Here is a 20025-nt window from a genome sequence, read left to right on the forward strand (position 1 = left end):
GCGCAAGTGGCCGTACCCAGACACCTTCGATCTGGGTATGTTCCTCGCCGTCAGGGCAGCCACCGCGTCCTCGAGGAGTCGAGACCCGTGTCGGAAAACAAAGACCCCCAGAAGTTCGTCTACGACTTCACCGAGGGCAACAAGGATCTGAAGGATCTTCTGGGCGGCAAGGGCGCCAACCTCGCCGAGATGACCAATCTCGGGCTGCCCGTCCCTCCCGGCTTCACCATCACGACCGAGGCCTGCAAGGTCTACCTCGACAGCGGTGACGAGCCCGTCGAGCTGCGCGACGAGGTGAGTGCGCACCTCGCCGCCCTCGAACAGAGGATGGGCAAGACGCTGGGCCAGGCCGACGACCCGCTGCTGGTCTCCGTGCGGTCCGGCGCGAAGTTCTCGATGCCCGGCATGATGGACACGGTCCTCAACATCGGCCTCTCCGACGCCTCGGTCGTCGGACTCGCCGCGCAGGCCGGCGACGAGCGCTTCGCCTGGGACTCCTACCGCCGGCTCATCCAGATGTTCGGCAAGACCGTGCTCGGGGTCGACGGCGATCTCTTCGAGGAGGCGCTGGAGGCCGCGAAGGAGGCCAAGGGCGTCACCGTCGACGTGGACCTCGACGCGGCCGACCTGAAGAAGCTGGTCAAGCAGTTCAAGAAGATCGTCACCCGGGATGCCGGACGCGACTTCCCGCAGGACCCGCGCGAGCAGATGGACCTGGCCATAAAGGCGGTCTTCGACTCGTGGAACACCGACCGGGCCAAGCTCTACCGCCGCCAGGAGCGCATCCCCGGCGACCTCGGCACGGCCGTCAACGTCTGTTCGATGGTCTTCGGCAACCTCGGCCCCGACTCCGGCACGGGCGTCGCCTTCACCCGTGACCCCGCCAGCGGCCACCAGGGCGTCTACGGCGACTACCTGCAGAACGCGCAGGGCGAGGACGTCGTCGCCGGTATCCGCAACACGGTGCCGCTCGCCGAGCTGGAGTCGATCGACAAGGCGTCGTACGACCAGCTGATGAAGATCATGGAGACGCTGGAGACCCACTACAAGGATCTCTGCGACATCGAGTTCACCATCGAGCGCGGCCAGCTCTGGATGCTCCAGACCCGTGTCGGCAAGCGCACCGCCGGTGCCGCCTTCCGCATCGCGACCCAGCTCGTCGACCAGGGCCTCATCGACGAGGCCGAGGCGCTCCAGCGGGTCAACGGCGCCCAGCTCGCGCAGCTGATGTTCCCGCGCTTCGACCACGATGCCGCCACCGTGCTCCTCGGCCGGGGCATCGCCGCGTCCCCCGGCGCGGCCGTGGGCAAGGCGGTCTTCGACTCGTACACCGCCGTCAAGTGGTCGCGGTCGGGCGAGAAGGTCATCCTCATCCGCCGCGAGACCAACCCCGACGATCTCGACGGCATGATCGCCGCCGAGGGCATCCTGACCTCGCGCGGCGGCAAGACCTCGCACGCCGCGGTCGTCGCACGGGGCATGGGCAAGACCTGTGTCTGCGGCGCCGAGGAGATCGAGGTCGACACCAAGCGCCGCCGGCTGACCGTCGGGAACACCGTGGTGGAGGAGGGCGACCTCGTCTCCGTCGACGGCTCCACCGGCAAGGTGTACCTCGGTGAGGTACCCGTCGTACCGTCCCCGGTCGTCGAGTACTTCGAGGGCCGCATGCACGCGGGCGCCGACGACGCCGACGAGCTCGTCGCGGCCGTGCACCGGATCATGGCGTACGCGGACCGGGTCCGCCGGCTGCGCGTGCGGGCCAACGCGGACAACGCCGAGGACGCCCTGCGGGCCCGCCGCTTCGGCGCCCAGGGCATCGGTCTGTGCCGCACCGAGCACATGTTCCTCGGCGAGCGCCGCGAGATGGTCGAGAAGCTGATCCTCGCGGACACCGACGACGAGCGGGAGACGGCGCTCGCCGCGCTGCTGCCGCTCCAGAAGGCCGACTTCATCGAGCTGTTCGAGTCGATGGACGGGCTGCCCGTCACCGTCCGGCTGCTCGACCCGCCGCTCCACGAGTTCCTGCCGGACATCACCGAGCTCTCCGTGCGGGTCGCGCTCGCCGAGTCCCGCAAGGACGCCAACGAGAACGATCTGCGCCTTCTCCAGGCCGTGCACAAGCTCCACGAGCAGAACCCGATGCTGGGCCTGCGCGGAGTCCGCCTCGGCCTGGTCATCCCGGGTCTCTTCGCGATGCAGGTGCGCGCCATCGCGGAGGCGGCGGCGCACCGCAAGAACGCGAAGGGCGACCCGCGCGCCGAGATCATGATCCCGCTCGTCGGCACCGTCCAGGAGCTGGAGATCGTCCGCGAGGAGGCCGACCGGGTCATCGCGGAGGTCGAGGAGGCCACCGGCACGCAGCTGAAGCTGACCATCGGCACGATGATCGAGCTCCCGCGCGCCGCGCTGACCGCCGGTCAGATCGCCGAGGCCGCGCAGTTCTTCTCCTTCGGCACGAACGACCTCACCCAGACGGTGTGGGGCTTCTCCCGCGACGACGTGGAGGCCTCGTTCTTCACCGCGTACCTGGAGAAGGGCATCTTCGGGGTGTCGCCGTTCGAGACCATCGACAAGGACGGCGTCGGCGCCCTCGTGCGCAGCGCCGTGGAGGCCGGCCGGGTCACCCGCCCGGACCTCAAGCTCGGCGTCTGCGGTGAGCACGGCGGAGACCCGGAGTCGGTGCACTTCTTCCACGAGGTGGGCCTCGACTACGTCTCCTGCTCGCCGTTCCGCATTCCGGTCGCACGGCTGGAAGCGGGCCGGGCGGCAGCCGAATCCAGGGGCAGCGACAGCCGCTGAGACCGGGCTGAGGGCCCTCGGCACGACTCCGGTGCCGCCCGCGGATCACATCGACCCTCATCGGTCCGCGGGCGGAGCCGGATTACCAGGAAGCGGCGGCACCCTGTGCGGGGGTGCCGCCGCTTCATCATTTGAATGGCGAACCGTTCAACGTTGTTTCTTTTCACCGTTCGATGCGCAAATAAAGGGCCGGCCGCTCGCCGGGTGCGGTCCGGAGATCCCCATCCCCGGACCGCACCCGCTTACCCCTGCCGGGTACGGAGCCGCACCGTCGTTCACCGCCGCCGAACGGGCAAAGCCCCCCACGGCCCCCACCCGCTCTTTCGGTGACGCCGGATGCGTACCCGACGTCGTACAGCTTTTCGGCTGACGCGGATGCGGGCGAGACATTTCAACTGTGGCCGAAACCCCGTGGTGACCTCCTGTGACGCCCCGCATACGCTTCGGTGGGGGCAATTGCGGGTGCAACAGGGGGGTTCGGTGCTGCGTATCCATGTGTCCGGGGTGGACCTTTCGCGTGTGCGGATGGCCACGCGGCCGGACGCGATGTGGGAGACCATTCTCAGCTTTCACCGGCTGAGGGACCGGCGGGGTTCCACCGTGTTCGGGAAATGGCGGGCGGAATCCCGAACCAGGTTGAATGGTGAAGCACGTCTGCTGTCCACGGTCGTTCCACCGCGCGGCTATTTCCCGGACTTCCTGACGCCTTCTCAGGGGGGTCCGGAGCCTTACGGGCTCGACGCCGGAATGGAGGCGCTGCGCGACACCCCGGCGGACCGCATCCACAGGGAACTGGGACTGCTGGCCGGACCCGTCCCCCTCGCGCGGCGTGCGTCCGCCCGGCCCCCGTCCGACGCGGCGCTGCCCGAGGCCCTCGCCGAGGGGCGTACGGAGCCGCTGGGCCGGCTGATCACCACCCTGCGCGCCTACCACCGCGCGGCCGTCGAGCCCTACTGGCCGCACATCCGGGCCTGCGTCGAGGCCGACCGGGCCGTCCGGGGCCGTGCCCTGCTGGACGGCGGCGCCGACGAGCTGCTGGCCACCCTGCCCTCCATGATCCGCTGGCGCGCTCCCGTGCTGGAGGCGGACTACCCCGTCGACAGGGAGCTGCGCCTGGACGGGCGGGGCCTGCTCCTCCAGCCCTCGTTCTTCTGCCGGGGAACCCCGGTCGTCTACCGCGACCCGGACCTCCCGCCGGTGCTCGTCTATCCCGTCACCCACCCCGGCGCTCCGGCCTTCGCCGAGCCGGGCCCCTGGCTCGGCCGGCTGGTCGGCCACACCCGCTCCACGGTCCTGCGCTCCATAGGCCACGGCTGTACGACGAGCGAGCTGGCCCGCAGGACCGGGGTCTCCCTGGCTTCGGCGAGCCAGCACGCCTGTGTGCTGCGGGAGGCCGGCCTGGTCCGCACCCTGCGCCACGGCGGCTCCGTCCTGCACACGCTCACCCCGCTGGGGGCGGCCCTGCTCAGGGGCGGGGCCCCGCTCGCCGTGTCCTGACGCCCGCGGCATCTCCGGGCGCCCCGGGCGATGAGTTCCGCGCGCCGCCGCCGTCTACCTCTCGTAAGCGCTCGACAGGGCGCGGGGGAGCACCGCAGGGTGCCGGACGGAAGAGTGGAACCATCATGACCCAGCCTCAGATGATCTTCGTGAACCTGCCGGTCAAGGACCTGGAGAGGTCGAAGAACTTCTTCGGGAAGCTCGGCTACGGTTTCAACCCGCAGTTCAGCGACGAGACGACGGCGTGTCTGGTCATCAGCGACACGATCTTCTCGATGCTCATCACCGAACCGCGCTTCAAGGAGTTCACCAAGAAGGAGATCGCCGACGCGGGCAGGACGACCGAGGTCCTTCTCGCGCTGAGCGCCGAGAGCCGCGAGAAGGTCGACGAACTGGCGGACGCCGCGCTGGCCAACGGTGGGTCGCCCGCCAACGACCCCATGGACGAGGGCTTCATGTACGGCCGGTCCTTCCAGGACCCGGACGGCCACATCTGGGAGGTCGTCTGGATGGACCCGGCGGCGGTCGAGGGCGGCCAGGCCTGACACGCCGGCACAGCCGTGCTGCTGGACCCGGCACGCCCGGCACGACCAGCCGCACGACCGGCGGCCCGTGCGGCCGGCGCGCGGCCCGGTGCACCCGTGCGCGGCGTGCTGTCGCGGAGCCCGGCTCCGCGACAGCCGCCGGGCGTACGGTCAGGAGCGGAACGGCCCCGTGACCTCGTAGGTGATGCCGCCGGTCGAGCTTCCGCTCGTCCCGCGCTGCGAGGAGAAGTAGAGCCGCCTGCCGTCGGGGGAGAAGGCGGGACCGGTGATCTCCGACCCCGACTGCCCGCTGATCCTCAGGAACGGGGCGACGGTGTCGTCCGGGGTGATCAGGCAGATCTCCATGTTCCCGCCGTCCTCCGCGACGTACAGGTCGCCCGAGCCGGCACGCGTGACGTTGTCGACGCCGGTCAGCGGGGCGCTGCCGCTCGTGACGAGCGAGTCGTCGTAGACGAGCGAGAGCGAGGAGGCGTTCGCGTCGTACGCCCACACCCGGTTGTCGCCCTTGGTGGTGAACCAGCAGGTGCCCGCCGCGTAGAAGCAGCCCTCACCGCCGTTGAACACCTTGGCGCCGGAGACCTGGTAGCGGGTCTGGGTGGGCGACCCGTCGGGGTCGGGCACCGTCGTCCAGGTCACCGGGCCGCTGGTGCCGGTCCCCGCCACCAGCACCTGGAGGGTGCCGCTGGTGAGGGTGCCCCAGGTGGTGGGACGGAAGCGGTAGAAGCGGCCGTCCGTCTCGTCCTCGGTCAGGTAGATGTAGCCGTGGTCGGGGTCGGCGGCCGCCGCCTCGTGCTTGAACCGGCCCAGCGCCGGGCGCTGCACCGCCGCGTTCACACCCCACGGGTCGGTCTCGTACACGAAGCCGCGGGTGACCTCCTCGCAGGAGAGCCAGGTGTTCCACGGGGTGCGCCCGCCCGCGCAGTTGGTGTTCGTGCCGGACAGGATGCGGTACGCGGACGTGACCGTCCCCGAGGAGTTGAAGCGCACCGCGCTCGCCCCGCCCCCGGCGGACGAGGACACCTCGGCGTTGGAGACGTAGATCCAGCCGCTGCCGTCGGCGAAGGTGGCGCCGCCGTCGGGGGCGCTGTGCCAGGCGTACGAGGTGCCGGGGACGGTCTGTCCCGAACGGGCGATGATCCTGCTGGTGAAACCGCTCGGAAGCAGGATGCCGTTGCTGTCGGCCGCCTGGAGAGCCCCGTAGGGTCCGGTGGCCGGCTGGGCCGGATCGGCGAAGGCGGCACCCCTCCACAGGGTGCCGCCGAATGCCGCTGCCGAGCTGCCGATCACGGCTGTGCGCAAGAAGGTCCGACGTTCCACGATCACTCCACGGGTGACGTGCTGGCCCGCCGGCCCGGTCGGCCCGGCGGGTCGAACGTCAGGACAGTAGAGGCGCCCGGTTGCCGGATCTCCAACGTGTCATGAACGGGACGGGTTCACTCCGCGCGGACCGCGTAGACCGGCACGGTGACCTCGTCGTCGTCCAGGCAGGCGCCCGTCTCCAGGTCGAAGCGCTGCTTCAGCAGCGGCGACGCGACGAACGGCCGGCCCGCCACGGAGCCGATCAGGCCCCGGGAGAGGACGTACGCACCGGTGAACGGGTCGCGGTTGTCGATCGCGTACGCGCGCCCCGCCCGGTCCACGAAGAGTGCGACCTGCCGGCCGTCCGGGAGCAGGGCCGCCACTCCCCGCCCCGGGGTCAGCAGCGAGCGGTCGCAGACCGTCAGCCAGCCGTCCCCGTCCGCGAGCTGGATCGACCGGGTGTCCTGCGCCGTTTCCATCGTCCGGATCGTCATCAGGAAGAGGTCCCTTCAAGAGTACGGATGGCGAGCACCGGGCCCGCGAGGATGTCCAGGTCGGGCTTGACCTGGTCGCGCTCCGGGACGAACTTGACCGAGGGGTCGGGGGCGTCGGGGGCGTTCACGAAGGTCACGAAGCGCCGCAGCCGCTCGGGGTCGTTGATGGTCTCGGCCCACTCGTCGCGGTAGCCGGCGACGTGGTCGGCCATCAGCCGCTCCAGCTCGTCGCAGAGGCCCAGCGAGTCGTGGACGACGACGTCGCGCACGTGGTCCAGGCCGCCCTCGATCCGGTCCAGCCAGGTCGAGGTGCGCTCCAGCCGGTCCGCCGTGCGGATGTAGAACATCAGGAACCGGTCGATGAGGCGGACCAGTTCGGCGTCGGAGAGGTCCTGGGCGAGCAGGTCCGCGTGGCGCGGGGTGGCACCGCCGTTGCCGCCGACGTAGAGGTTCCAGCCCTGCGCCGTGGCGATGATCCCGAAGTCCTTGCCGCGGGCCTCCGCGCACTCGCGGGCACAGCCCGAGACCGCCGACTTCAGCTTGTGCGGGGAGCGCAGGCCCCGGTAGCGCAGCTCCAGATCGATGGCCATCTTCACCGAGTCCTGCACGCCGTAGCGGCACCAGGTCTGCCCCACACAGGACTTGACCGTCCGCAGCGACTTCCCGTAGGCGTGGCCGGACTCGAAGCCGGCGTCCACCAGACGGGTCCAGATCAGCGGCAGCTGGTCCACGCGGGCACCGAAGAGGTCGATGCGCTGACCACCCGTGATCTTCGTGTAGAGGCCGAAGTCCCGGGCCACCTCGCCGATCACGATCAGCTTCTCCGGGGTGATCTCACCGCCGGGGATGCGCGGCACGATCGAGTACGAGCCGTTGCGCTGGAGGTTGGCCAGGAAGTGGTCGTTGGTGTCCTGGAGGGCCGCCTGCTCGCCGTCCAGGACATAGCCGCTGGCGCCGACGGTCGGGGCCAGCGAGGCGATGATCGAACCGACCGTGGGCTTGCAGACCTCGCAGCCGTCACCGCCGCGCGCCGACTCACGGCCGTGCGAGTCGAGGAGCGCGGCGTACGTCGTGACGCCGAGGGTGCGGACGATCTCGTACAGCTCGCTGCGGGTGTACTCGAAGCAGCCGCAGAGCCCCTGGTCCTCGGGCTGCGGCAGCAGCTGGCCGATGACCTTGACACAGCTTCCGCAGCCCGTGCCCGCCTTGGTGCACTTCTTCACCTCGGGGAGCGTGGTGTGCTCGCAGATCGCGCCCTTGGTGACGTTGTGGCAGGAGCAGATCACGGCCTCGTCGGGCAGCGAGGACGGGCCGAGGGTGACCGGGCCGCCCGCACCGGCCGGGAGCACCAGCTGCTCCGGGGCGACGGGCAGGACCGTGCCGGTCATCGGCCGCAGCGTGCCGTACTGGTCGGCGTCGCCCACCAGGACACCGCCGAGCAGCGTGCCGTCCTGGCCGATCACCAGCTTCTTGTAGACACCCGAGCGGGAGTCCGCGTAGACGACGTCGAGGCAGCCCTCGGCCGCGCCGTGCGCGTCACCGAAGGAGGCGACGTCCACGCCGAGCAGCTTCAGCTTCGTGGAGAGGTCGGCGCCGGTGAAGGAGGCCGTGTCGCCCGCGATCACGTCGGCGACCGCGAGCGCCATCTCGTAACCGGGCGCCACCAGCCCGTAGACCCGGCCGTCCGACGCGAGCGCGCACTCGCCGATCGCGAAGACGTCGCTGTCGGAGGTGCGGCACTCCTCGTCGACGATGATGCCGCCGCGCGGGCCGACCGCCAGACCGCAGTCGCGGGCCAGCTGGTCCCGGGGGCGTACGCCGGCGGAGAAGACGACCAGGTCGGTCTCCAGGGAGGAACCGTCCGACAGGGACATGCCGTCGACCCGGCCGTCCTCGCCCGCGGTGACCTCCTGGGTGCCGACACCGGTGTGGACGGTCAGGCCCATGTTCTCGATGGTGCGCAGCAGCGCCGCGCCGCCGCCCTCGTCGACCTGGACGGGCATCAGCCGGGGCGCGAACTCCACGACGTGCGTGTCGAGTCCGAGGCCCTTCAGCGCGCCCGCGGCCTCCAGGCCGAGCAGCCCGCCGCCGACGACCGCGCCGGTCTTCGCGTTCTTCGCGTACTCCTCGATCGCGAGGAGGTCCTCGATGGTGCGGTAGACGAAGCAGCCCTCGGCGTCCTTGCCGGGAACCGGCGGCACGAAGGGGTACGAACCGGTGGCCAGCACCAGCGTGTCGTAGGAGAACGTCTCCCCGGAGCGCGCGGTCACGGTGCGCGCCTCACGGTCGACGCTCTCGGCGGGGTCGCCGACGCGGAGTTCGATGCCGTGGCGCTCCATGAAACCGGCCTCGACGAGCGAGAGGTCCTCCGGCGTCTTCCCGGAGAAGTACGAGGTCAGCTGGACGCGGTCGTACGCGGGGCGGGGCTCCTCGCAGAGCACGACGACCCTGGCGGTGCCCGCGGCGGCGGTCAGGCCGCGGTCGGCGAGCGCTTCCAGGAACCGCTGCCCGACCATGCCGTGCCCGACGACCACGATCGTCGGCACGCCTGCGTTGGGGGCGGTCGGGGGAGTGGACACCGGCATCAGAAGCCTCCGTCGTTGGTGAGCAGGTGGAGCAGGGACATGTCGGCGGGGAGGGGTTCGTCGTCCTGCCAGGTCCGGGCGAGGGTGCCGACCGCGGCGAGATCGCCGAACAGCACCCCGCCCGCCAGCCGGTCGCCCCGGACGACGACCGTGCGGTACGCGCCCCGGGTGGCGTCGGCCAGCCGGATCACGTCGTCGCCGGGCATCGGACGGGAGTCGCCGAAGGCGGCGAGGTCGAGGCTCCCGGCGGCGCCGTCGGCGACGGGGGCGGCGGAGGGGGAGCGCAGGGTGAGCCGGGTCAGCGCCCGGGTGCCCCCGTAGCTCGCTGAGCGGCCGTTCAGCACGTCGGCCAGCACATCGGCCTGTTCGAGCGCGGCACCGGCCAGCCCGTAGACCGTCCCGTCGTGCTCCGCGCAGTCGCCGACCGCGTGGATGTACGGGTCCGAGGTGCGCAGCTCGTCGTCGACGACGATGCCCTTGCGGACGTCGAGCCCCGCGGCCTGCGCGAGGCCCGTCCGGGGACGGACACCGCAGGCCAGGACGGTGATCTCGGCCTCCAGCTCGTAGCCGTCGGCGAGCTCCACGGCGCGCACCGCGGGTGCGTCGCCGTCCGTGCAGCGCAGTCCGCGCACCCGGCACTCGGTGTGCACCTCGACCCCGAGGGCCTCCAGGTGGCGGCGCAGCATCCCCGCCGCCTCGGCGTCGAGCTGGCGCTCCATGAGGTGCTCGCCCTGCTGGGCCAGCACCACCTGGGCACCGCACTCGGCCAGCGCCCGGGCGGCCGACACCCCGAGGAGCCCGCCGCCGATGACGACGGCGCGCACTCCGGGACGTACGGCCGCACGCAGGGCCAGGCAGTCGTCGAGGGTGCGGAAGGGATGCACCCCGTCGGGCAGCCGGTGGTTCAGGCCCCGCAGCGGCGGCAGCACCGGGTTGGAGCCGGTGGCCAGCACCAGGCGCTCGTAGGCGATGACGCTTCCGTCGTCGCAGAGCACCTGACGCTCCACCCGGTCGATCCGCACGACCCGCACCCCGCGCCGCACCTCGGCGGGCGGCAGCGCGATCACGTCCGGCTCGTACCGGCCGGCGAGCACCTCGGCCAGCAGCACCCTGTTGTACGGTGCGTGCTCCTCCTCGCCGATGACGGTGACACCGGGTACCCGGGAGGCGAGCCGCGCGCCCGCCATCCCGGCGCCGATCACCACCACCCGCGCCGCGTTCTCCGTCTGTGTCCTCATGCCAATGAGAGTGCGCGGCGGGTGTTACCCGACCGCATCCCTCCTGTTTCCCGGGAGGAACCTTGCGCTCAGCACGTCGTCACCCCCTCTGTGAGGGCGCGGGACGGCCGGTTGGACGGTGTAGGTACCACGTGTTTAAGGTCTCGGTCATGCCCGAGATCACGCTCACCACCCTGGTCCTGCTCTGCCTGGCCGCCGCCGCGGCCGGCTGGATCGACGCGGTCGTGGGCGGCGGCGGGCTGCTCCTCCTTCCCGCCCTGCTGCTGGGTCTGCCCCACGTACCGGCCGCGCACATCCTCGGCACCAACAAGGCGGTGGCCATCGTCGGCACCTCCGGGGCCGCCGTCACCTATGTGCGCAAGGCGCCGGTCCAGGTGGGGATGGCCGTACGGATCGGGCTGATGGCGCTCGCCGGGTCGATGACCGGCGCCTTCTTCGCCGCGGGCATCAGCAGCGACGTGCTGCGCCCGGTGATCATGGTGGTGCTGCTCGGCGTCGCGGCCTTCGTGATGCTGCGGCCGTCCTTCGGCACCGCCGCGGCGGGCGACGGGACCGGCAGGAGCGTCACCCGGGCCCGCACCGTCACGGCGATCGTGCTGGTCGGAGGCGGTATCGGCTTCTACGACGGGCTGTTCGGGCCGGGCACGGGCACCTTCCTGGTGCTGGCGCTGACCGCCGTGCTCCACCTCGACCTGGTCACCGCGTCCGCCACGGCCAAGATCGTGAACGTGTGCACCAACGCGGGCGCGCTGGCGATGTTCGCCTACCAGGGCACCGTCCTGTGGCAACTGGCCGCACTGATGGCCGTATTCAATCTGGCGGGCGCCACGCTCGGGGCGCGGATGGCGCTGCGCAAGGGCAGCGACTTCGTACGGGGGGTCCTGCTGGTCGTGGTGTTCTCGCTCGTCGCCAAGCTCGGCTTCGACCAGTGGACCGCCTGATCAGCGCACGTCGGTGAGATGGGCGAACGCCACCACATTGCCCAGATAGCCCGTCTCGCGGGTGAAGCCGCCACCGCAGGTGATCAGCCGCAGCGAGGCGTGGGGCGTGGCGCCGTAGACGCGCTTGTCCGGGAAGGCGTCGTTCTCGTACACCTCGACCGCGTCGACCGAGAAGACCGCCGTACGGCCGTCCCGGCGGTCGATCTCGATCCGGGCGCCCTTCTTCACCGACCCGAGGGAGTAGAAGACGGACGGCCCGTCGGCGTTGTCGACATGTCCGGCGACGACGGCCGTCCCCTTGGTACCCGGGGGAGTGCCGTCCTCGAACCAGCCCGCGAGATTGCGGTCGCCGGCGGGCGGCGCGTCGAGGCTGCCGTCCGCACCCAGGCCGAGGCCCGTCAGGGGCGCGTCCACACCGATGCCCGGGATGCGGATGCGCACCGGGGCGGCGGGGCGCAGCGGTGCGGCGACCTGGGAGCCCCGCCGCGGCTCGGGGCCCGCGGTGAACGCCTCGGCGGTGGACGGCTGGGGCGCCACGAGCCGGTCGGCCGCGCCGCTCTGCACCAGCCAGACGCCGCACAGCGCGACGATGCCCACCAGCCAGGCCCTGGCCCTCAGGGTCGTCCTGTCCACGTCGCCGTCCTCCGCGGTCCGCCCTCAGCGCCGGGTGCCGTCCGCGCGGCGCCTGCGCAGGAGCAGGGCGCCGCAGACGGCGGCGGCCGCCACGAGGCCCGCGCCCGCCGCGAGCTGTGCGGTGTCGGGGGCGGCGGTGCCGCCGACGCCCGTGTCGACATGGCCGGACGGGCGGCTGGGCCTGTCGCCGGGCGGGGTCGTCGGCCTGGTGCCCGGCGGGGGGACGGGCGGCTTCGCGGACCCGGGGTCGGTGCCGGGCGGGCTCACGGGCGCGGGGCGGGTCCCGGGCACCGTCGGCGCACCGGCCTCGTCCCCGGGCTCCGTCCCGACCAGGGGGTCCTCGCCCTCCTCGCCGGTCTCCGGCCACAGGGAGCCGGAGAGCCCCGCGAGGCCGTCGGCCGCGGCGGGGTCGTCGGCGGCCGGCTCCTCCGGGGCCAGGCCGTCGGGAGCGGCGGGGTCCTCGGTGGACGTCAGGTCGTCGAGGGCCGCGGAGTCCTCCGGGACCGTGGAGCCGTCGGGGGCGGCCGGGTCGTCCGCCGTCGGGCCGTCCTGGGCCGTCGGGTCCCCGGGCGTCCCGGAGCCGTCGGCCGGGTCCGGGCCGTTCGCCGCCCGGGTGCCTCCCCCGCAGGGGGCCGAGGCGTCCGGTGCGCCGGGCCCGCACTCCGCGTCGGCGACGGCCGTCACCGAGGTGAGCTCCGGTCTGCCGATGGCGTCCGTGCCCGCGTGGGCGGACGGGGCGGCGGCGAGGCCGAGCGCGGCGGCGGTGAGGGCCGCGGCGGCTGTACCGGTCACGAGGCGGGCAGGGCTGCGCATGGGAATCCTCCGGGCAGACGGATGTGTCCTGCCTCCGAGGTAACGGGCCGTGCCGGGACGCTGCATGCTGACGCCGGGTCAGCTTTCACCCGTACGGCCCCGGGGAGCGCACCCGTCCTCTCCGTCCGGTGCAGGTCGAGGCGGTGCGGGCGGCCGTGGGGCCCGCTCGGTGCCGATCGGGTGACCCCCCTGCCGCCCGGGTGTGACTCAGGTCACATGTATGGACCCGGAGCGGCCGGGCACACGCTCGGTATCCCCCCACGGGACGGCCCCCCGCCGGCCCCATGGCAACCGCCCTCACGGGCCCAACCCCCCCTGGGGCCCGTGAGGGCGGTGTCATGTCTCCTCCGCCTCAGATCCCGCGCCCGCCACGCCCGTCCGTCGCGGACCAGGTGATGTCCGGCGGCCGTACGCGCCCACACCGGGGTCCGCCCCTGCCGTCGGTCAGGCGCAGCCGAGCGGTGAGGTGCCCGGTCCTCGCGGCGGCCTCCAGGACCTCGGGGGCGATGTCGCTCATCATCAGCTTGGCGCGCCGGAACATCGTGAAGGCGCCTGAGCCGTCCACCGTGCCCCAGGACAGATAGACGAAGCGCCCGCCGAGCCGGTCCTGGATGTACGGACCCGAGACCTCGACGCCCTCCGCGGTGGGCGCGGCGGTGCAGTCCAGGGCCCAGCCGGCGCGCGCCGCGTCGCCGGGGTGCAGACCGAGCAGCTCGCCCGGCCGGTCCTTGCGCTGCACGCCGACGTGGATGTTCTCGAAACCGGCGAAGCCGGTGTCGGGGCCGCAGGCGCGGCCCGGGAGTTCGGTGGCCTCGATATGGATCCGCATGAGGCCCATGGTCCCGTACACGGGCGTGGGGCCCGCCCGTCCGCGTGGGGGCCCGCAGGGCCGCAGTCGCTCAGACGGTCTCGCGGGGGGCGTCCTCGTGGACCTGGCCCAGCAGCTTCATCAGCTCCTCGTCGACGGGGAAGGGCGTCCCGTCGATCCGGTGCACCGGTGCGATGCCCTGCGAGTTGGTGACGAACGCCGCGCCGTACGCGCCCAGCCCGGCCAGCGTCACCGCCCGGCGCACCGAGGGGCGGCCGGCCTCCGCCAGTCCGCGCTCCAGCAGCGCCATGGTGATGCCGGTCAGGGCCGGGGCGTCCGGCCAGACCACCGAAGCGCCGTCCCAGAAACCGACATTGGTGATCGAACCCTCGGTCACCACACCGCCGGGCGCGGTCAGCAGTGCCTCGTCGAACCCCGCGCGCTCGGCCAGCCGCCCGTAGTACATCTGGCCGAACTCGCCGGGGCGCTTGATGTGCGGCACCGCGCGGGCGTACGGCACCGACATCAGGCTCCGCGGCGCACCGGTCGTCCACGCGGGCTCGCGCACGGTCACCATCGTCACCGTCTCCGCGCGGCCCGGCGGCAGGAAGCCGTGCACCCGGACCGACGCGTCCCGCGTCCCGGCGCCGTCGAGCGCGTGCCCGATCAGCTCCCGCACGCGTTCCCCGTCCAGGGGCAGCCCGAACAGCTCCTGGTTCGCCGCGTCCAGCCGCCCCAGATGAAGCGGGAGGCCGCGCACCGTACGGTCCCTGACCTGCATCGCGGTGAAGTGGCCGTAACCGGCGAAGGCGGGGATGCGCAGATCCTCCCCGGTGGCGGGACTGCCGTCGAACTCGACGTACGGGGAGGGCGCGGAAGTCGTCATGGCACCACGGTAGAGCGCCGCGCTTGACCTCAACCTTGGTTGAGGCCGGAGGCTGCCGTGCATGGACCTCACCAGCAACACGCCCGCCCAGTCCGCCGCCCCGCTGAAGGTGGCCGTCATCCTCGGCAGCAACCGCGAGGGCCGCTTCGGGCCCGTCGTCGCCGACTGGTTCCTCGGCCGGGCGGCGGAACACCCGGACATCGAGACCGAACTGATCGACGTGGCCGAGACCGAACCGCCGGCCGCCCCCGCCACCCGGATCTCCCCACGGCTGGCGGGGGCCGACGCCTTCGTCGTCCTGACCCCCGAGTACAACCACTCGTACCCCGCCCCGCTGAAGAACCTCATCGACCGGCACTTCTCCGAATGGCAGGCCAAGCCCGTCGCGTTCGTCTCGTACGGCGGGATCTCCGGCGGCCTGCGGGCCGTCGAGCACCTGCGCCAGGTCTTCGCCGAGCTGCACGCCGTCTCGGTCCGCGACACCGTCTCCTTCCACAACGCGGGCGCCCTCTTCGACGACCGGGGCAGGCACAGGGACCCGGCCCAGGCCGACGGCGCGGCCAAGAGGATGCTCGACCAGCTCGTCTGGTGGGGCCGCGCGCTGCGCGACGCCAGGAACCGCCACCCGTACGGCGCCTGACACCTCCGGGGCCGACAATCGGGGGGCCGCACGTCGAGACACCGAGCACCGAGAGCGCGAGGAGACCCGGGGATGACCGAGCCCGCATGGCTGACCGTACTGACCACGACGGACAGCGAGGAGAAGGCCCGCACCCTGGCCAGGGACGCGGTGGAGTCGAGGCTCGCCGCCTGCGCCCAGATCTCCGCGCCCGTCACCTCGGTCTACCGGTGGCAGGACGCGATCGAGACCACCGAGGAGTGGCAGGTGCTGTTCAAGACGACGGCCCAGCGCTACGACGAGCTGGAGGCGCACCTCCTCGCCGCGCACGACTACGAGACGCCCGAGATCATCGCGACGCCCGTCGTGCGCGGCAACGACCGCTACCTGGCCTGGGTGTCGGCCGAGACGGCCCCCTCGGTGGCCCTGTGACCGAGGAGCGGCTGCCGTTCTTCGTCTACGGCACGCTGCTCCCGGGCGAGCACAACCACGACCGGTTCCTGCGCGGCCGCACCCGCGAGGAGCTGCCCGCGGTGCTGCCGGGCGCCCTCCTCTACGAGGGCCCCGGCTATCCGTACGCCGTCGAGGGCCACGGCACGGTCCACGGCTCGCTGGTCACCGCCGAGCCCGGTGCGTACGACGGACTGCTGGGGCTCCTGGACGACCTGGAGCAGTACCTCGGGCCGGACCACCCGCGCAATCTGTACGAACGGGTGGCCCGCCCCGTGCTCCCGGTGCGGACCGCTCCCGCCACGGGAGCCGGGACACCCGGGCCCGTCCGCGCCTGGGTCTACCTCGCCGCCACCGCCGTCGCCCGCTCCCTGCGCACCGGCGGCACGCCCCTGCCTGGCGGGGACTGGCTCAGCCGGCGGCCTCCACCCGCACCGCGCACACCTTGAACTCGGGCATCCGCGAGACGGGGTCGAGCGCGGGGTTGGTCAGCGAGTTGGCCCGGCCCTCGCCCGGCCAGTGGAAGGGCATGAACACGGTGTCCTGCCGGATCGCCACCGTGATCCTGGCCGGCGCCACCGCCCGCCCGCGCCGCGAGGTCACCGCGACGCTCTCGCCCTCGGCCACCCCGATCCGCTCGGCGAGCCGGGGGTGCAGCTCCACGAACGGGCCCGGCGCCGCGGCGTTCAGCTCGGCCACCCGGCGGGTCTGCGCCCCCGACTGGTACTGGGACACGACCCGCCCCGTCGTCAGCACCACCGGATACTCCGCGTCCGTCTCCTCCGCGGCGGCCCGGTGCGTGACCGGCACGAACCTGGCCCGCCCGTCGTCCGTCGCGAACCGCTCCAGGAACAGCCGGGGCGTCCCCGCGTGCTCCTCGTCGGGGCAGGGCCAGAACACCCCGTCCTCCGCCGCGATCCGTTCGTACGAGATGCCCGCGTAGTCGGCGGGACCGCCCGCGGACGCCCGCCGCAGCTCGTCGAAGACCTCCTCCGGGTCGGCCGGGAAGCCCTTGCCGTGCCCCAGGAGACCGGCCAGCGCGTTCAGCACCTCCAGGTCGCTGCGGACCCCGTCCGGCGGTGTGACCGCCCGCTGCCGCAGCAGCACCCGGCCCTCCAGGTTCGTCGTCGTCCCGGTCTCCTCCGCCCACTGCGTCACCGGCAGCACCACATCGGCCAGCGCCGCCGTCTCCGACAGCACCACGTCCGCCACCGCCAGGAAGTCCAGCGAGCGCAGCCGCTCCTCGACGTGCCCGGCGTGCGGCGCCGAGACGACCGGGTTGGACCCCATGACCAGCAGGGACCGCACATCCCGCCCCAGCGCGTCCAGCAGCTCGTACGCGCTGCGCCCCGGACCCGGCAGCGAGTCGGGGTCGACGCCCCACACCCCGGCCACATGGCGGCGCGCCGCCGGATCGGTGAGCTTGCGGTAGCCGGGCAGCTGGTCGGCCTTCTGCCCGTGCTCCCTGCCGCCCTGGCCGTTGCCCTGGCCGGTCAGGCAGCCGTAGCCGGACAGCGGGCGACCCGCCCGGCCCGTCGCCAGGCAGAAGTTGATCCAGGCCCCCACCGTGTCCGTGCCCTTGGCCTGCTGCTCGGGGCCCCGCGCGGTGAGCACCATCCCGGCCTCCGCGCCGCAGAACATCTCCACGGCCTCGCGCAGCTGAGGCACGGGCACCCCCGTGAGGCGCTCCACCAGCTCCGGCCAGTGCGCCATCGCACCCGCCCTGGCCTCGTCCCAGCCGCTCGTACGCGCAGCGACGAACTCCTCGTCCACCCGCCCGTCCGCCACGACCAGATGCAGCATGCCGAGCGCGAGGGCCAGGTCGGTGCCGGGGCGGGGCGCCAGATGCAGATCCGCCTGCTCCGCCGTCCTGGTCCGGCGCGGGTCGATGACGATCAGCCGGCCGCCGTTCTCCTTCAGCTCGGTCAGATAGCGCAGCGCCGGCGGCATGGTCTCGGCGAGATTCGAGCCGACCAGGATGACGCACCCGGTCCTCGGGACGTCCTCCAGCGGGAACGGCAGCCCCCGGTCCAGCCCGAAGGCCCGCTGGTGCGCCGCGGCGGCCGACGACATGCAGAAGCGGCCGTTGTAGTCGATCTGCGAGGTGCCGAGCACCACCCGGGCGAACTTCCCGAGGGCGTACGCCTTCTCGTTGGTGAGCCCGCCGCCGCCGAACACCCCGACGGCATCCGCGCCGTGCTCCGCCCGGGTGCCGCGCAGCCCGTCGGCGATCCGCTCCAGTGCCTCGTCCCAGCTCGCGGGCGCCAGCTCGCCGCCCGCGTCGCGCACGAGCGGACCGGTCAGCCGGACCCCGGCGGCGAGCACGGCGGGAGCGGTGCGCCCCTTGCCGCAGAGGGCTCCCCGGTTGACCGGGAAGTCGGTACGCTCCACGACCTCGGCCACCGCGCCATCGGTGACCGGTCGCAGCTTCATCCCGCACTGGAGGGCGCAGTACGGGCAGTGGGTGGACGTCTCGGTGCTGGCCATACACCCAGCGTGCGAGCCCGGTATTACGGGGACCGGTGCGTCCGGTTACGCACCGGGTACGCGCACCTCAGCCCGCCGCGCCCTCCGCCGTGAGGTCCGCCGTGAGCGCCTCCGTCACGCCCGTCTCCCGGGGACCCAGGAAGTGCGGATCAGGCTCGAACACCGTGTCCAGGAGCGCCTTGCCCGCCGCGAAGACCTCCCGCGTCCCGCCGTAGTACCAGGTCACATCGTGTACGGCGTCGACCCCCACCCCGTACGCGTCGATCCCGGCGGACCGGCACAGGGCGATCGCCCTGCGTATGTGGAAGCCCTGGCTCACCAGGACGGCCCGGTCGACCCCGAATATCTTCTTGGCCCGGACGCAGGAGTCCCAGGTGTCGAAGCCGGCGTAGTCGCTGACGATCCGGCCGTCCGGCACCCCGCGCCCGGTGAGATAGGCGCGCATGGCGTCCGGCTCGTCGTACTCCACGCGGCTGTTGTCCCCGGTGACGAGCACGACCCGCACCTTCCCCGCCCTGTACAGCTCGGCGGCGGCGTCCAGCCGGTGCGCGAGATACGGAGACGGCCTGCCCTGCCACAGCCCCGCCCCGAACACCACGGCGACGTCCCGCGCCGGGGCGTCGGCCGTCGTGCGCACCCGGGCGTCGGCCGTGGTGTGCAGCCATGCCGCGGGCGACAGCGCCACCACGGAGGCCACCATCAGCGCCTGCACCAGCCGGCGCTGCCCCCGCCTGGTCCGCGGCAGCCCCGGCCGCGCGGACGCGAGCCGTCCCAGTGCCCCCATCAGCCGCATGCCGCGCCCCCCGCGCTCGGTCCCGGTCCGCCGATGCGCGGTCCTGAATGAGGGACGAACGACGAGCGGAAAAGGTTCGCCGGTGTGAACAGGTGACGAGCGGAAAAGGTCCGCGCCGGTGTGAACAGGTACTGACACCGCCGACGCCCTCCCCGTGAGGCAGCCGCAAACACCCGTCACCGGTGCGAAACGGCCCGGCAACCTCGGCCCTGCACCATCGGTTCATGACGGAGACGGCATCGGAACACCTCAGTGAGTCCCTGCCCCTCGACAGCACGGCGCAACTCCTGACCCGCATCACCTCCCAGCTCGGAAGCCAGCTCAGCCTCGTCTCCCTGAACGGAACCCGCAGGCCCATGCACCTCACCCGGAGCACAGCCCCCACCCTGGTCGCCGTCGCGCACGGCAGCCGGGACCCGCAGGCCCTGCGCACCGTCCTGGAGCTCCTGGACCGGGTGCGGGAGCTCCGGCCGGGTCTCGACGTCCGGCTCGGGCACATCGAGCTCAACGAACCCCTGCTGCCGGACACGCTGGACGGCATCGGGCACGGCGGCGACGCCGTCCTCGTCCCGCTGCTGCTCGGCCGCGGCCACCACGTACGCCACGACCTGCCCCGTGCCGCGGAGGCCGCGAGCGGACTGCGGACCCGGGTCGCTGCGCCGCTCGGACCGCACCCCCTGCTCGTCGAGGCGCTGTACGAGCGGCTCGTCGAGGCCGGCTGGCGCGACGAGGACGGCACGAGCCGCAGCGCCGCCGTGGTCCTCGCCGCCGCCGGATCACGCGACCCCGACTCCGACGTCGACGCCCGCCGCACCGCCGCCATGCTCAGCGACCGACTCGGCGGCGTACCCGTCGTACCGGCGTACGCCTCCGCCGCCACGCCGACCGTCCCGGCCGCCCTGCGCGCCCTGGCCGCCAGGGGCCGCCACCGGGTCGCCCTCGCCTCGTACTTCACGGCACCCGGCCGCTTCGCCACCGTCTCGGCCGCCGCCGCACCGGGCATCGCCGCCGCGCCGCTCGGCGCCCACCCGGCGATGGCCCGCCTCCTGCTGCACCGGTACGACCAGGCCGTGACCCGCACCGCGCCCTCCTACGGCGCCCTGACGCACCCCCATCTCCTCGCCTCCGCCTGACCCTT

General features: G+C 72.8%; 18 protein-coding genes. 8 read left to right on the forward strand and 10 right to left on the reverse strand.

The features are described from left to right. The first annotated feature begins 87 nt into the window (after positions 1-87). The 3 genes from ppdK (at position 88) to AMK10_RS09985 (ending at position 4841) form a co-directional block, all read left to right on the forward strand. On the forward strand, positions 88-2799 hold the full coding sequence (ppdK, locus tag AMK10_RS09975) for a pyruvate, phosphate dikinase (RefSeq protein WP_073747074.1): 2712 nt from the start codon (positions 88-90) through the stop codon (positions 2797-2799). A gap of 480 nt (positions 2800-3279) precedes the next feature. Then, a complete protein-coding gene (locus AMK10_RS09980) occupies positions 3280-4296 on the forward strand; it encodes an ArsR/SmtB family transcription factor (protein WP_073747076.1) in 1017 nt (338 codons plus the stop codon). A gap of 125 nt (positions 4297-4421) precedes the next feature. Continuing rightward, positions 4422-4841, forward strand: coding sequence for a VOC family protein (locus tag AMK10_RS09985; RefSeq protein WP_073747078.1), 420 nt, complete (start codon positions 4422-4424; stop codon positions 4839-4841). 150 nt (positions 4842-4991) lie between these two features. Here the strand turns inward: AMK10_RS09985 and AMK10_RS09990 are convergent, their stop codons facing one another. From AMK10_RS09990 to AMK10_RS10005, 4 genes are all read right to left on the reverse strand, one after another. Beyond that, positions 4992-6158 carry an alkaline phosphatase PhoX gene (locus AMK10_RS09990; protein ID WP_073747080.1) on the reverse strand — a complete coding sequence of 389 codons (1167 nt, stop codon included), beginning with the start codon at positions 6156-6158 and terminating at the stop codon, positions 4992-4994. Positions 6159-6274: 116 nt separating this feature from the next. Beyond that, positions 6275-6634, reverse strand: coding sequence for a nitrite reductase small subunit NirD (gene nirD, locus AMK10_RS09995; RefSeq protein ID WP_073747082.1), 360 nt, complete (start codon positions 6632-6634; stop codon positions 6275-6277). Further along, positions 6634-9219, reverse strand: a complete 2586-nt coding sequence (gene nirB, locus AMK10_RS10000) for a nitrite reductase large subunit NirB (RefSeq protein WP_073747084.1) — start codon at positions 9217-9219, stop codon at positions 6634-6636. Before nirB ends, nirD begins: the two co-directional genes overlap by 1 nt. Then, the gene (locus AMK10_RS10005) at positions 9219-10457 is read right to left on the reverse strand and encodes an NAD(P)/FAD-dependent oxidoreductase (RefSeq protein WP_073747086.1); all 1239 of its coding nucleotides are present in this window, start codon (positions 10455-10457) and stop codon (positions 9219-9221) included. The genes nirB and AMK10_RS10005 overlap by 1 nt, the downstream gene beginning before the upstream one ends. 149 nt (positions 10458-10606) lie before the next feature. On the opposite strand from AMK10_RS10005, the gene AMK10_RS10010 reads away from it, so the two are divergent. Further along, the gene (locus tag AMK10_RS10010) at positions 10607-11398 is read left to right on the forward strand and encodes a sulfite exporter TauE/SafE family protein (RefSeq protein ID WP_073747088.1); all 792 of its coding nucleotides are present in this window, start codon (positions 10607-10609) and stop codon (positions 11396-11398) included. On the opposite strand, the gene AMK10_RS10015 is transcribed toward AMK10_RS10010, so the two are convergent. The 4 genes from AMK10_RS10015 to AMK10_RS10030 all read right to left on the reverse strand — a co-directional run bounded on the left by AMK10_RS10015 (position 11399) and on the right by AMK10_RS10030 (position 14538). Further along, entirely contained in the window at positions 11399-12031 is a 633-nt protein-coding gene (locus AMK10_RS10015; protein ID WP_073747090.1) for a class F sortase, read from the reverse strand. 24 nt (positions 12032-12055) lie between these two features. Further along, entirely contained in the window at positions 12056-12844 is a 789-nt protein-coding gene (locus AMK10_RS10020; protein WP_073747092.1) for a hypothetical protein, read from the reverse strand. Between the two features lie 352 nt (positions 12845-13196). Then, positions 13197-13673, reverse strand: coding sequence for a DUF5990 family protein (locus AMK10_RS10025; RefSeq protein WP_073748015.1), 477 nt, complete (start codon positions 13671-13673; stop codon positions 13197-13199). Positions 13674-13743: 70 nt separating this feature from the next. Then, positions 13744-14538, reverse strand: a complete 795-nt coding sequence (locus tag AMK10_RS10030; protein ID WP_073747094.1) for an aminotransferase class IV family protein — start codon at positions 14536-14538, stop codon at positions 13744-13746. A gap of 61 nt (positions 14539-14599) precedes the next feature. On the opposite strand from AMK10_RS10030, the gene AMK10_RS10035 reads away from it, so the two are divergent. The 3 genes from AMK10_RS10035 (at position 14600) to AMK10_RS10045 (ending at position 16056) form a co-directional block, all read left to right on the forward strand. Continuing rightward, entirely contained in the window at positions 14600-15178 is a 579-nt protein-coding gene (locus AMK10_RS10035; RefSeq protein WP_073747096.1) for an NADPH-dependent FMN reductase, read from the forward strand. Between the two features lie 72 nt (positions 15179-15250). Continuing rightward, a complete protein-coding gene (cutA, locus tag AMK10_RS10040; RefSeq protein WP_073747098.1) occupies positions 15251-15589 on the forward strand; it encodes a divalent-cation tolerance protein CutA in 339 nt (112 codons plus the stop codon). Further along, a complete protein-coding gene (locus AMK10_RS10045) occupies positions 15586-16056 on the forward strand; it encodes a gamma-glutamylcyclotransferase family protein (RefSeq protein WP_073747100.1) in 471 nt (156 codons plus the stop codon). The genes cutA and AMK10_RS10045 overlap by 4 nt, the downstream gene beginning before the upstream one ends. On the opposite strand, the gene AMK10_RS10050 is transcribed toward AMK10_RS10045, so the two are convergent. Further along, a complete protein-coding gene (locus AMK10_RS10050; protein ID WP_073747102.1) occupies positions 16019-18094 on the reverse strand; it encodes a molybdopterin oxidoreductase family protein in 2076 nt (691 codons plus the stop codon). The two genes, AMK10_RS10045 and AMK10_RS10050, sit on opposite strands and share 38 nt — an antisense overlap. Positions 18095-18161: 67 nt before the next feature. Beyond that, positions 18162-18887: a SanA/YdcF family protein gene (locus tag AMK10_RS10055; RefSeq protein WP_073747104.1), complete on the reverse strand. Its 726-nt coding sequence runs from the start codon at positions 18885-18887 to the stop codon at positions 18162-18164. A gap of 224 nt (positions 18888-19111) precedes the next feature. Here AMK10_RS10055 and AMK10_RS10060 point away from each other — a divergent pair, with 224 nt between their 5' ends. Then, positions 19112-20020, forward strand: coding sequence for a sirohydrochlorin chelatase (locus tag AMK10_RS10060; RefSeq protein WP_073747106.1), 909 nt, complete (start codon positions 19112-19114; stop codon positions 20018-20020). Positions 20021-20025: the final 5 nt, after the last annotated feature.

Origin of the sequence: Streptomyces sp. CB02058, from assembly GCF_001905505.1 — a bacterium.
Classification (GTDB): domain Bacteria; phylum Actinomycetota; class Actinomycetes; order Streptomycetales; family Streptomycetaceae; genus Streptomyces.

What these genes read in the sequence shown, in the direction of transcription:
- AMK10_RS09985 (WP_073747078.1), top strand. Translation starts at nt 4,422, where the DNA reads ATGACCCAGCCTCAGATGATCTTCGTGAACCTGCCGGTCAAGGACCTG.
- nirD (WP_073747082.1), bottom strand. Translation starts at nt 6,634, where the DNA reads ATGACGATCCGGACGATGGAAACGGCGCAGGACACCCGGTCGATCCAG.
- nirB (WP_073747084.1), bottom strand. Translation starts at nt 9,219, where the DNA reads ATGCCGGTGTCCACTCCCCCGACCGCCCCCAACGCAGGCGTGCCGACG.
- AMK10_RS10005 (WP_073747086.1), bottom strand. Translation starts at nt 10,457, where the DNA reads ATGAGGACACAGACGGAGAACGCGGCGCGGGTGGTGGTGATCGGCGCC.
- AMK10_RS10010 (WP_073747088.1), top strand. Translation starts at nt 10,607, where the DNA reads ATGCCCGAGATCACGCTCACCACCCTGGTCCTGCTCTGCCTGGCCGCC.
- AMK10_RS10020 (WP_073747092.1), bottom strand. Translation starts at nt 12,844, where the DNA reads ATGCGCAGCCCTGCCCGCCTCGTGACCGGTACAGCCGCCGCGGCCCTC.
- AMK10_RS10025 (WP_073748015.1), bottom strand. Translation starts at nt 13,673, where the DNA reads ATGCGGATCCATATCGAGGCCACCGAACTCCCGGGCCGCGCCTGCGGC.
- AMK10_RS10030 (WP_073747094.1), bottom strand. Translation starts at nt 14,538, where the DNA reads ATGACGACTTCCGCGCCCTCCCCGTACGTCGAGTTCGACGGCAGTCCC.
- AMK10_RS10035 (WP_073747096.1), top strand. Translation starts at nt 14,600, where the DNA reads ATGGACCTCACCAGCAACACGCCCGCCCAGTCCGCCGCCCCGCTGAAG.
- cutA (WP_073747098.1), top strand. Translation starts at nt 15,251, where the DNA reads ATGACCGAGCCCGCATGGCTGACCGTACTGACCACGACGGACAGCGAG.
- AMK10_RS10050 (WP_073747102.1), bottom strand. Translation starts at nt 18,094, where the DNA reads ATGGCCAGCACCGAGACGTCCACCCACTGCCCGTACTGCGCCCTCCAG.
- AMK10_RS10055 (WP_073747104.1), bottom strand. Translation starts at nt 18,887, where the DNA reads ATGCGGCTGATGGGGGCACTGGGACGGCTCGCGTCCGCGCGGCCGGGG.
- AMK10_RS10060 (WP_073747106.1), top strand. Translation starts at nt 19,112, where the DNA reads ATGACGGAGACGGCATCGGAACACCTCAGTGAGTCCCTGCCCCTCGAC.